The organism is Psychrobacillus sp. BM2, from assembly GCF_048572895.1.
Classification (GTDB): domain Bacteria; phylum Bacillota; class Bacilli; order Bacillales_A; family Planococcaceae; genus Psychrobacillus.
Window position 1 is genome coordinate 808,099 of the sequence record NZ_CP183878.1, and the last position, 12,721, is coordinate 820,819.

9 protein-coding genes are annotated in these 12,721 nt (G+C 37.3%); 8 read left to right on the forward strand and 1 reads right to left on the reverse strand.

Going from position 1 to position 12,721, the window contains the following annotated elements; all coding sequences use genetic code 11:
* Positions 1–90 precede the first annotated feature (90 nt).
* From ACN6MX_RS03515 to ACN6MX_RS03535, 5 genes are all read left to right on the forward strand, one after another.
* Complete coding sequence (locus ACN6MX_RS03515; RefSeq protein ID WP_419961300.1) at positions 91–519, forward strand: VOC family protein; 429 nt, start codon at positions 91–93, stop codon at positions 517–519.
* A 164-nt stretch (positions 520–683) separates the two neighbouring features.
* Positions 684–1,844, forward strand: a complete 1,161-nt coding sequence (locus ACN6MX_RS03520) for an aminotransferase class I/II-fold pyridoxal phosphate-dependent enzyme (RefSeq protein ID WP_419962548.1) — start codon at positions 684–686, stop codon at positions 1,842–1,844.
* A gap of 111 nt (positions 1,845–1,955) precedes the next feature.
* A complete protein-coding gene (locus tag ACN6MX_RS03525) occupies positions 1,956–2,339 on the forward strand; it encodes a MerR family transcriptional regulator (RefSeq protein WP_419961301.1) in 384 nt (127 codons plus the stop codon).
* Positions 2,339–3,838 carry a class I adenylate-forming enzyme family protein gene (locus ACN6MX_RS03530; protein WP_419961302.1) on the forward strand — a complete coding sequence of 500 codons (1,500 nt, stop codon included), beginning with the start codon at positions 2,339–2,341 and terminating at the stop codon, positions 3,836–3,838. The genes ACN6MX_RS03525 and ACN6MX_RS03530 overlap by 1 nt, the downstream gene beginning before the upstream one ends.
* Position 3,839: 1 nt before the next feature.
* Positions 3,840–5,495, forward strand: a complete 1,656-nt coding sequence (locus ACN6MX_RS03535) for an acyl-CoA dehydrogenase family protein (protein ID WP_419961303.1) — start codon at positions 3,840–3,842, stop codon at positions 5,493–5,495.
* 383 nt (positions 5,496–5,878) lie between these two features.
* Here ACN6MX_RS03535 and ACN6MX_RS03540 read toward each other — a convergent pair whose 3' ends face one another.
* The gene (locus ACN6MX_RS03540) at positions 5,879–6,784 is read right to left on the reverse strand and encodes an LCP family protein (protein ID WP_419961304.1); all 906 of its coding nucleotides are present in this window, start codon (positions 6,782–6,784) and stop codon (positions 5,879–5,881) included.
* Between the two features lie 328 nt (positions 6,785–7,112).
* Between ACN6MX_RS03540 and ACN6MX_RS03545 the strand changes: the two genes are divergently transcribed.
* From ACN6MX_RS03545 to ACN6MX_RS03555, 3 genes are all read left to right on the forward strand, one after another.
* Positions 7,113–9,272 carry a 5'-nucleotidase C-terminal domain-containing protein gene (locus ACN6MX_RS03545; RefSeq protein ID WP_419961305.1) on the forward strand — a complete coding sequence of 720 codons (2,160 nt, stop codon included), beginning with the start codon at positions 7,113–7,115 and terminating at the stop codon, positions 9,270–9,272.
* A 92-nt stretch (positions 9,273–9,364) separates the two neighbouring features.
* Positions 9,365–10,417, forward strand: a complete 1,053-nt coding sequence (locus ACN6MX_RS03550; protein ID WP_419961306.1) for an S-layer homology domain-containing protein — start codon at positions 9,365–9,367, stop codon at positions 10,415–10,417.
* A 302-nt stretch (positions 10,418–10,719) separates the two neighbouring features.
* Positions 10,720–12,600: an N-acetylmuramoyl-L-alanine amidase gene (locus ACN6MX_RS03555; RefSeq protein ID WP_419961307.1), complete on the forward strand. Its 1,881-nt coding sequence runs from the start codon at positions 10,720–10,722 to the stop codon at positions 12,598–12,600.
* Positions 12,601–12,721: the final 121 nt, after the last annotated feature.

Consider the following 12,721-nt stretch of genomic DNA (forward strand, 5'->3'; position numbering starts at 1 on the left):
CTGTATGTTATTTTAGACCCTCTAATGGTATAATAAAGTTGTTGTTTATTAATTGAATAATAACATTATTTGAAAAGAGGAGTGTTCTAAATGGCTGTAGATGTATACCTTACTTTTAACGGGAATTGTCGAGAGGCTGCTGAATTTTATGCAGAAGTATTTAAGACAGAAAAACCAGAAATTATGACATTTGGCGATTCGCCACAAAACCCCGATTATGTGTTGCCTGAAGAAGCAAAAGATTTAGTTCTACACACTCGCTTAAATATTAATGGTAGCAATGTAATGTTCTCTGATACATTTCCTGGATCGCCGTTTGTAGCAGGAAATAATATCAGTTTAGCTTTTGTAAGTAAAGAAGAAGATATGGTCAAATCCGCATTTAACGCACTAAAAGAAGGCGGTAAAGTGAGCATGGATCTCCAAGAGACTTTCTGGAGTAAATGCTACGGATCCTTAAGAGACAAATTCGGTATCGAATGGCAATTCAGCCATGAAACCGATCAAATGCCACAATAATATAAAGGGTTATGCAACGTTTTAATATAACGTCGCATAGCTCTTTTTTTATAGTCCTGTCACTGGGTTCTAAATAATCCAAAAAGTAATGATAAACTTAGCCCCTTTAAAGTATACTTACATATAAATATACTAGAAAATGAATAGAAGGAAGAGATAAAATGATGAATATACGAATAAACCCTCGAGCGCAATCATTGAAAATTCCTGGGACTCGGCAATTCTCCAATCAATTAGTTAATTACCCAGATGCGATTAACTTGACGATTGGTCAGCCAGATTTTCCAACCCCACTTTCTGTAAAAGAAGCAGGTATTCGAGCAATCGAGCAAAACTTAACGGGGTATTCGCATAATGCAGGGCTTCTAGAGCTAAGAAGTGCTGTGAACTCTTTTTTCTCCGATAAATATGGTTTCTCGTATGATATTGAACGTGAAATAATTATTACAAATGGGGCTAGCGAGGCGATAGATGCAGTATTCCGAACAATATTAGAAGAAGGGGACGAGGTTATTTTACCTGCTCCTACTTATTCAGGCTATGTGCCAGTTGTTGAACTTTGCGGAGCTAAAGTGGTGTATTTAGATACGACGGATACTAATTTTCAGCCATCTGCGGAAAGACTTGCGAGCTTGATTACAGATAAAACAAAAGCTGTTTTTTTCAATAACCCTTCTAATCCAACTGGTGTTGTTCTAACTAAAGAGACGATGGATGGATTAGTCGATGTTATAAAAGAAAAGAATTTATTCGTCCTAACAGATGAAATATATAGCGAGAACACTTTCTCTGGAAAGCACCTTTCCTTTGCGAACTACAAGGAAATACGCGATAAATTATTTTATATTCACGGTGTATCCAAGTCGCATTCGATGACTGGCTGGCGAATTGGTTTCTTGATGGGGCCACCAAAAGTAATGGAGCATGTAGTAAAGGTTCATGCCTTCAACACAATTTGTGCATCACTACCTGCTCAATATGCAGCAATTGAGGCATTAACTAATGCAAAAGACACTCCAAGTGAAATGAATTTGGAATATGTGAAAAGACGTGACTTTGTTTATAGTCGGTTAATGGAGATGGGGCTGGCAGTTGAAAAGCCAAATGGAGCTTTTTATATTTTTCCTGATATAAGAAAGTATGGAATGAATTCATTTGATTTTGCTACGAAGCTATTACAGGAGGGCGGAGTAGCTGTAGTTCCTGGAAGTGCATTTACCTCATTTGGGGAAGGTTTCATACGAATTTCATATGCGTATAGCATGGCTGTATTAGAAAAAGGATTAAATAGACTAGAAAAATTCCTCCTTACATTAAACAAATAATAATACTAAGACACTAGACGTTTGTTTAGTGTCTTATTTTTAAATAACACTTGAAGTTTACGTTAACGTAAATGCTATGCTCAAAATATATTCAAGGGGAGCGGGGGCGAGATGAAAAGTATTTCAGAAGTTGCAAAAGAATTCAATACTACGACGAGAACTATTCGCTATTATGAGGAACTGGGGTTGTTAAGTCCCATTCGCACTGACAGTAACCGAAGATTTTATCGATCCGCCGATTGTGCCAAGCTAAAACTCATTCAAAGAGGAAAGCAATATGGCTTTCAGCTAGAAGAAATAAAAGAAATGGTGCTGCTATTTGATATGGACCGAACGGGAAGAAAGCAATTAGAAAGAACGATTGAATATGGCAAGGAAAAAATTGCGGAAATCGAGGAGAAGATTAAGGAACTAGAGGAAATGAAAAAAGAAATGGGCTCATTACTCCATCTTTTTACAGATAAATTAGAAAACCTAAAAAGGGAGGAAAAATAATGAATTTATCTAGATTATTAGAGCATAACGCAAGGAAGTATCCACTCAATGAGGCTGTAGTTGGGATGGGGCAAAGACTTACCTACCAAGCATTAAATAATTTAGTAGAGAAGTTGTCAACTGGACTATTGAAATCGGGCATCAAGAAAGATGATAAGATTGTTCTATTTATGCCTAATGTTCCCGAATTTATCATTACTTATTTTGCTGCACATCGAATCGAAGCAGTAATTGTCCCGATTAATGCAAAGTCTACATTTGCGGAAATTGAGTATATTTTAAACCATGCAGATGCAAAGGTATTCGTTGTGCATGAGCTTTTATTTGATACAGTAAAGGATTTACATACTGAATGTCTCCTTGTAAAAACTGGTGGCGAGCACGAGGGATGGATTACGTTCAATGAATTGACGAAAGAGAAAATGGAAGCGCTTCCCATCACATCTTCTACGGATGATGAGCCCTCTACAATTCTATATACGTCCGGAACGACGGGGCAGCCAAAAGGAGTGCTTTTCAGTCACCGTAATGTTCTGACTGTAGCAAAAATGATTTGTATCGAAATGGAAATGAAACCAGAAAGTCGATTGCTATTAATGATGCCGCTTAGTCATTCTGCTCCACTTCATTTATTCATGGTAGCTGGTGTAATAGTTGGGGCAACACTCGTTTTAACACCGACATTTACGCCTGATTTACTGCTAAAAACGGTAGAGGAGGAAAGGACGACCCATTTCTTTGGTGCTCCTGTTGCCTATTTAATGACCGGCAAGAATCCCGCAATTGAGCATACAGACTTAAGCTCGATGAAGTGGTGGATTTATGGGGGTGCTCCATTGTCGAGTGGAGAGGTTTTATATGTGAAACAGGCGTTTAAAACGAATAATCTTGTATGTGTTTACGGATTAACGGAGGCGGGTCCAAGTGGGACGCTGTTGTTAGGACCTGAACATGAGAACAAGGCAGGTAGTATTGGAAAACGAGCTGCATTGTTCACGGAAATTAGAGTTGCAGGTGCAGGTGGAGAAGATGTAAATGGAGATGAGGTCGGGGAAATTTATCTTCGAGGCGATGGAACGATGCTGGGCTACTATAAAAATTCCGAAGCAACTGCAGCGACCTTTGGTGGAGATTGGTTAAAGACAGGTGATTTAGCTCGCGTTGACGAAGATGGGTATATATTTATCGTTGATCGGAAAAAGGACATGATTATTTCAGGAGGAGTAAATATTTATCCGAAGGAAGTGGAGGATGCGTTAATTACCCATGAAGCAATTTCAGAAGTAGCTATTGTAGGGGTTCCACATACAGAATGGGGCGAAACCGTTAAAGCTTATTTTGCAGCAAGCAGACCAGTAGAGCCAAAGGATTTAATAGAACATTTGAATGGAAAAGTTTCCTCCTTCAAAATACCAAAGCTCTTTGAACAAGTTGAAGCTCTTCCACGGAATGCATCCGGGAAAATTCTGAAGCAGTCATTAAGGGAAGTAGGTAAATAAAATGGAAAGAGCAAATTACTTTGCAGGAGATGAATCATTACAGGATATATTGAAGTCAAAGTTAAATCCAGCATTCCATGTATATGCGCAGGATCAGCTCCAAGCATTTGGAGAACTAGTAGCAAACGAAATAGATGAACGTGCACGCCATACCGACCGTGAAGGAGAGCCGAAGCTTGTTAAATATGATAAGTTCGGGGATGATCAGTCAGTCATTTGGGTAAATGAAGGCTATAAGCAGACAGTAAAGGAGACATATGAAACAGGCATAGTAGGTTATTTGCATAAAGAAATACCGGAGCTTGGACAAAAAGGAAACTATGTTTATAGCTTTGCGCAAGGATATGTATTATCTCAATCGGAACCCGGATTTTATTGTCCTGTAACACTGACGATGGCTACTGGTTATTTGCTTGATCATTATGCGAACCAAGAGGTGAAAGAACGATTTCTTCCCCATGTTATCGCAACGGGTGATACAGAACTTTACGAAGGTGCGACTTTTTTAACGGAGCGTCAGGGTGGATCGGATGTAGGTGCCAATGAAGTAAAAGCTATTGAGGAAGGAGAGCATTATCGTTTATTTGGAGAAAAGTATTTTGCTTCAAACGCTGGAATGGCTGGAGTTGCCATGGTGCTTGCACGAATCGAAGGTGCTCCAAGCGGCTCTAAAGGACTGACGTTATTTGCTGTTCCTTGGAAAAATGCAGATGGTTCATTAAATGGCATTAGGATTCGTCGATTGAAGGATAAACTAGGTGTTCGAGCAGTTCCAAGTGGAGAAGTGGAATTTGAAGGCGCTTTAGGATATGTAGTTGGAGATCCTGCAAATGGGTTGAAATACATGCTGGAGGCACTGAATCTTTCGCGTATTTGTAATATAGTAGCGTCACTGGGCATTATGCGTCGAGCTTATAATGAGTCATTTGCCTATGCGGAGAAACGGACTGCATTTGGCAATAAATTAAATGAATTTCCTATGATTCAGGATTCGCTGGGTCGGATGCGTGCGAAGTTAGAGATAGAACTTTATACAACCTTTGATCTGATTGAGCAGTATGATCGGGTCGTAAGTGGAGAGGCTTCGAAGGAAGAAATTATTTTGAATCGATTGTTTATAGCTTTGTTAAAGAAAGAAACGGCCGAGCAAGCGATTCACTTTGCACATGAAGCAATCGAGATGCACGGAGGTAACGGCTATATCGAGGACTTCGTAACTCCTAGATTATTACGGGATGCCCAGGTGCTGACAGTATGGGAAGGAACCGCGAATATCCTAGCACTAGAGCTCATACGATTGGTGAATAAATTCAGTGTCCATCATCTATTTGTTCAAGCAATGGAGCAGCGACTTCAAAAATGTGAGGAATCAAACCTGAAATCGATCGTTCATGAAAAGCTCCAACAACTTAGCACGGCATTGGAGATATTCGCCACTTTACAAGAGGATGTCCAAACATTTGAAGCAAAAGCACTTGCTAAAGAAATGGTACGTATATATGAAAGTGTCGTAGCAATAGAAATTGCCGACAAACCGCATATTGGATTATTAAGTACCATTTATATAGAAGAAACATGGCAGCTACGTAAATTAGGAGATGCTATGCTGACCTGTGAGTGGTTTAAAGATATCAATCGTATTCAAGCGAAAGAGTGATAACAATGTATAAAGGAAAAGGCTATTCCGTTTTATAGGGAATAGCCTTTTTGAGTTAGTATAAATGGATGAATATCCCGTTCCGCAAGTAAATGCCACGCGAGCGCAAGTATTCAACTCGAGATTCAGACCTATATGAGAATGCCATGATTATGCGAGAGAGAAATGAGCTTATACGAGAGAGCTTCATACCTATACGAGAATGCCATGATTATGCGAGAGAGAATTGCCTCTGTACGAGAGAGAAATGAGCTTATACGAGAGCGATTCATATCAATACGAGAATGCCATGATTATGCGGGGAGAGCACAAGTATATCCCATCATGCCCGCAAGTATTCATCGATCAACCGCAAGTAAACAACTCCCAGCTACAGCTTACCACTATTCAAGCTCCAAATGTTCCTTCAAAAGCATCGTCACTCCAGTTAGCTCATCTTCATCGGGCACATAGTACCAAATATCATTCATGCGCTTGCCACTTCCCTTTGTTAGCGAAATAGATTCTACATTTGTAAGTGCATCCTTATAACCTTTTTGAATATCTATCATTTGATCGAACGTCATATTCGTCCGGATGTTGTCAGCTAATGTGGTCAATAACTCCTTGTAGTGGAGCAAGCTATTCAAAGAAGCACCTTTCTTTAAAACGGCTAGGAGAACTTGTTTTTGGCGTTCCTGTCTCCCAAAGTCCCCCTGCGGATCATTCATCCGCATGCGCACATAACTAAGTGCCATATCCCCATCTAAATGGATTGGACCTTTTTCAAATTGATAATCGTTTTCCTCGAAAGCAGAAGTGTTCTCGACTGTAACACCTCCGACACTATCGACAATTTCTAAAAAGCTTTCCATATTAACCTGCACAACATAATCAATGGGAATATCTATTAAGTTTTCGACCGAATGAAGTGCCATATCTATTCCACCAAATGCATACGCGTGATTTAATTTGTCCTTTTTATCTAATCCGATGATTTCCGTATATGTGTCTCTAGGGATACTCAGTACTTTTATCGAAGCAAGAGAGGGATTAACAGTGAGTACAATAATAGTGTCTGAACGTCCGACATCTGCCTCGCGTTCATCCACACCGAGTAATAATACCGAAATTGGCTCTTTTTCTACGAGCTCTACTTCCGTCACTCGAAGTTTAGAGACTTTACGAATTTCAGGTTCGTGGATAGTTTCGAGTGTCGTAGTTACATTTTTATAAATACTAGTAGCGTATACAGTTCCACCTAAAAGTAAGCAACTAATAATGGTAATCCAAATTATTTTCTTCGACATTCATGGTCCTCATTTCTTATAACTACAAAGGCTTTTCGTAAATATATGAATACATGCTCCTGATTATTAATCTGGACTTATGTAAGTATGCATAGTTTCTGATTTTATTAAACGTATTAAAATGAAACCTGTTTCCTGCATAAGTGAGACACAGCACCTGCCAAGGCCCGAGTGGTTCAACTAACAAACAGTGGGGGGGGAAAGAAAACTCCTACTGTTTGAAGTTTCACTTTTTCAAAATCATAGTTTAGTAAAATTTAATATTTCAAATTATCTAAACTATAGTATAGTTAAAGAGATTGATAATATAAAAAGGGATGGTGCAAGAATGTACAAAAGAACTTATAAAAGTATAGCAGCATTAACAATTGCGGCTGGTCTAGGGTTAGCTTTAACACCTCAAACTAGTTTAGCAGCTGAGGGAGATTTCAACCTTACTGTTATGCATACGAATGACACACATGCAAACGTAGATGCAGTTGCAAAGCGAGCGACTGTTGTAAAACAGATTCGTTCTGAACACAAAAATAATCTGCTTCTTGATGCAGGGGATGTTTTCTCTGGAACGCTATATTTTAACCAATATACTGGTTTAGCTGATTTAGAGTTTATGAATTTATTAAAATATGATGCGATGACTTTCGGAAACCATGAATTTGATCTAGGTTCTTCGTCTGACGGTCATTTAGGTCTTGCAGAATTTATCAAAAAAGCTGAGTTTCCATTTGTAAGTGCCAATGTTGATTTTTCGAAGGATGCTCTATTTAAAGGTCTTCAAAATAAAGAATATTCATCAACAGCTGCTAATGGACAAGTATATAACGGGATTATAAAAGAAGTTGGTGGAGAAAAGGTTGGTATTTTTGGTTTAACAACTTCAGAAACTGTCGACATTTCAAGTCCTAATGATGTAGCGTTCACTGATTATGTAGAAGCTGCAAAAGGAGCAGTAGCTGCATTTGAAAAAGCGGGGGTAAATAAAATCATAGCGCTTACTCATATTGGCTATGATGATGCGGCGAAATACGATAATGATTTATTGCTTGCAGAAAAAGTACCTGGAATCGATATTATTGTAGGTGGTCATACACATACGAAACTGGATGCACCTAAAGAGCTAACTGTAAAAGGGAAGCCAGTTCTTATCGTTCAAGCAAATGAGTACAATAAATTTTTAGGTCAATTAGATGTTTCATTCAATACTGAAGGGGTTATTACAGATCACACAGGAGTCTTACACGATGTTGCGGCAGTAGAAACTCCAGATGCAGAAACTGCTAAACTACTAAAACCGTATGCTGATTCGATTGAAAAAGTAAAAAGTACATCAACAGGAAAAGTGGCGGATGCAGGACTTAATGGAGGACGCGGACTTGGTGGCGTTCGTACAGCAGAAACAAATCTCGGTAACTTAATCACAGATGGTATGTTAGCAACTGCTAAAAAAATTGACGCTGAAACTGTTATTGCTATGCAAAATGGTGGAGGTATTCGTGCTTCCATTGATGCAGGAGATATTACAGTTGGGGAAGTTTTGACTGTTATGCCTTTTGGTAATGCATTAGCTATAGCGTCTGTGACAGGAGCAGAGATTAAATCTTTACTGGAACATGCTGTGGATGAGTTTCCTAAAGAAAAAGGAGCATTCCTACATGTTTCTGGTTTAAAGTACACTTTTGATGGTACCGCAGAAGCAGGTAAACGTGTTCTAAGTGTACAAGTAAAAGAAGGCAATAAATATGTAAACTTAGATAATTCTAAAACATATAAAGTAGCAACAAACACATTTACTGCAAAAGGTGGAGATGGCTTTAAAGCCTTTGAAACTGCTTATGCTGAAGGTCGAGTAAGCGAACCAGGAAATGTTGACTGGGAAATGTTTATTGAATACATTACAACTCTTGATAAAGTAAACCCAGTGGAAGAGGGAAGAATTAGCGTTGTAATACCATTTAATGACGTTAAAACAACTGACTGGCACTACTCATATATTCAAGATTTATTCTATCTAGGTTTATCAAAAGGAACTACTAATTCTACCTATTCACCAAACAAACAATTGACTCGTGCTCAAGCTACGTCATTAATCGTACGTGCTATCGGTTTGGAAGCAAAAGGAACAGCAACATTTACAGATACAGCTAATCTCCATGCTGATACAAAAGCTGAAATCGCAGCTGCAGCTGAGGCTGGGATTGTAAAAGGTGTTAATGGGAAGTTCTTGCCTCACCAACCTGTTACTCGTGCACAATTTGCGTTGATGCTTAATAGAGCATATGATGCTAAAGCTGAAGTTGATTATGCAGTAAAAGTAAAATCTACATTCACAGATTTAGGGAAATACGATGGAGAGTTTGTAAAAGCTATTAACATGATAGAAGAACTAAATATTGGTTCTGGAACTGATGGGAAATTTAGACCTACAGAAGGAACAACTCGTGCTCAGGCTGCAAAATTTGTTTCTAACTTTAATAATCTATTAAAATAAATACTAATAAATCCCTTCATATACATTATATGAAGGGATTTTTGGTTTATAGTGGACTTCTTGTGTATACTTATTAGAAAGGAGGTAATTACTTGAAAAAGTTTAATAGATTCTTATTGCTAGGATTATTCATGGTCTTTTTGTTTCCTGGAATGGCACAGGCCTCTCTATTTACAGATGTTAGTGAGGATGAGTGGTATTATCCAGTATTAGTCTCCAATCAAAAGAATGAAGTGATTAATGGGTATCCAGACGGGACTTTTCGTCCGAATAACTCGATTAGTAGAGCCCAAGTAGCTCAAATTATTAATAGAGTCTTAAAATTACCTGATTCTACTAATTACAAGCCATCATTTACAGACATCACGAGTGATCATCCTGCGTATAAGGACATAGCAGTGCTAACAAAAGCTGGAATATTTAATGACGGCTTGAATTTCAATCCTAATGACACATTAACAAGAGCACAACTATCTAAAATTATCGTTTTAATGAATGATTTTCAAGTTGAAAAAGAAGTAAAAGTTCCTTTCACAGATGTACGTGAAGACCATTGGGCAGCGCCTTACATAGCTTTTTTAACTAAAACAGGAATCACAACTGGTAAGACGAAAACTTCCTTTGCGCCTAGTAGTGCAGTGACCAGAGTCCAGGCGTTAGTACTATTAGATAGAAGTTTGGAATATAAGAAAAATCCAGCAAAAAATGAAATTATCTATGATCCATATGAAAAAGAATATAAAAGTATAGAACAAGCAAATGTGAGTTTTGTCTCTGAAACTATTAAACTAGTAAATGCAGAGCGAAAAAAACAAGGATTGACTTCCTTAGTTGAAGACAAAACGCTATCCCAAATAGCATTTATAAAAGCGGAGGACATGGTTGTCCATAACTATTTTGAGCATACTTCGCCAATATATGGAGCTCCTTGGGATATGGCAGGAGGGTTTGGTTACTTCTATAAAACCTTTGGAGAAAATATTGCACATGGCTACGAAGGATCTGCTGAGGTAGTTACTGCTTGGATGAATTCTCCTGGTCATCGGGCTAATATACTAAACAAAAAGTTTACGACAATTGGTGTAGGCATAGCGTTAAACGATAACAATCAGTATTATTACGTCCATATGTTCTCCAGCAAATAATTTTAAAAAAGCTGAATCAAGTCACATAGACATTGATTCAGCTTTTTTATCGGGTTGCTCAATAGAACACTCTTTAAAGAAATAAAATAAATAACTGACTTGCTTCTACCATATTCATTACTATATTATAGTGTAATATAGAAAAACTTGTAAATTTATAATGTATTAACGAAGATAATCTCCCTTTTTATCAAAAAGTCGAGGAATTTGTAGGGAAATTATAAAATTGAGTAAAAATGAGGATATTAATGGAAGGGGATTTTTGATATTATCGTAGAAGGATAAAGGAGAGGAGCTCAAAAGTGTTAGGTAAAATTAAACAAATTGTTACTATCAGTCTTGTGCTAGTATTAGCTTTTTCGCTTTCACTACAGGCGAAAGCTGCAAATACTTTTTCAGATGTATCGAATTCGGACGAAGGTTATCAGGAAATTGAATATATATACAATAAAGGTATTATTAAAGGCTATGAAAGTGGTGGAGTTCAGAAATTCAAACCAACTGAAGTATTAACTCGCTATCAAGCAGCAAAAATGCTTGTTCTTGCAAGTGGACATGGGCCGTTAAAGGTTAGTAAATCGAGTTTTAAAGATGTAAAACTAACAGATTCTGATTATATTGAACAAGCTGTAAAACTTGGGTACATGTCAGGAACTGGAAATGGCAACTTTAGTCCTTTTAAACCTTTTACTAGGGATGATATGAGTAAAGCTTTGGTTAAAACGTTTAAATTGAGTTTAACTGAATTCGCAAACAAGCCTATTGTTTTTTCTGATATAAATAATAATGCCGATTTAGCTAAGTATGTAAAGGCTATTTATTATAATGGTATTACACAGGGTTCCGATAATAAATACATGCCAAATAATGGCGTGACTCGTAGACAATTTAGTCTTTTTGTAGCTCGTGGAATGGAAGACGAATTTAAAGTATATAAAGAAGAAGTCGAAGGTGTAACTTTACCTGATTCAAGTAAATCTATCGGACAAGTCATTATTAATGTTAATAATGATACGCTTAATGTTCGATCAGCACCAAACAATTCTGGGACAGTTGTCGGTAAACTAGCCGATAAGGAAAAAGTATTTGTTTATGAAGTCACAGGTGATTGGTTAAAAATAGATTATAAAGGTGAATTACAATACATTAGCAGTGCATTTACAAGTTTCTTAGATATTAATGACAAGGAAATTGGTGATTCCACTGGAAAAGTATTAACAACCTCTCCTGATTTAAATATTAGAAGTAAACCAACATCTAGCTCGACAATTATTGGTATGGTAAGTCAAAATACAGAATTACAAACGTACGGATTATATGACGGCTGGTATTTAGTAAAAGTGGGTAATATCCCAGGTTACATAAGTGCAAGCTATACAAAGGATGCTACAATACCCGAAGACACTGGATCTGATAGTTTAGGAGACGTTATTGGTAAAGTAACAGCAGCATCGCTAAATGTTCGGAGTGGTCCAGGAGCAACATATGCGAGTGTCGGTAGTTTAACAAAAGGTAAAATAGTTACAGTAGAAAGTCTTAATGGCTCTTGGGCTAAAGTTAAATATAGTGGTGGACAAGGGTATGTAAGTAAAATTTATCTGAAACTGTTAAATCAATCTGGAAGTGTACTAAAAAATAGAATTATCTTAATGGACGCCGGTCACGGTGGAAAAGATCCAGGTGCTTCTAGTCAAGGTGTTACAGAAAAGAGTATAGTCATTAAAGTGGCAAAACTTGTGGAACAAAAGCTTAAAGGTGCAGGAGCAACGGTTATCATGTCTAGAAGTGGTGATACGTATCCAACACTTCAAGACCGTGTGGCATTGTCTAAGTCTACAAACACAGAACTTTTTGTTAGTATACATGTAAATGCTGCAGCTAGTAAAAGTGTTACAGGAACAGAAACATTCTATAACTTATCAGCGAATGACAATGGAGCTGAAAGCAAAGTTCTTGCTACGAAAATTCAACAAGAAATTATAAAAAATGCAAGTATGAATAATCGTGGTATAAAAGAAGGAGAGTTTTACGTCATTAAACAAATGGAGATTCCTTCCGTATTGGTTGAACTAGGTTTTATTACAAATCAGCAAGATTTTAATAAACTAGTGAATGATAAATATATAGAAATTTATGCTCAATCCATATTTAATGGGATTAGAGATTACTATTCAATTCAATAATATTAACAGGCAGTGCCTAGTCAAATAGTGACTAAGTGCTGTCTTTTTTTCTTGACATCTTTTTGTTACTTCCTTGTTATTTATATGATATATAACTGTAATGTTTGGCGACACAAAATGA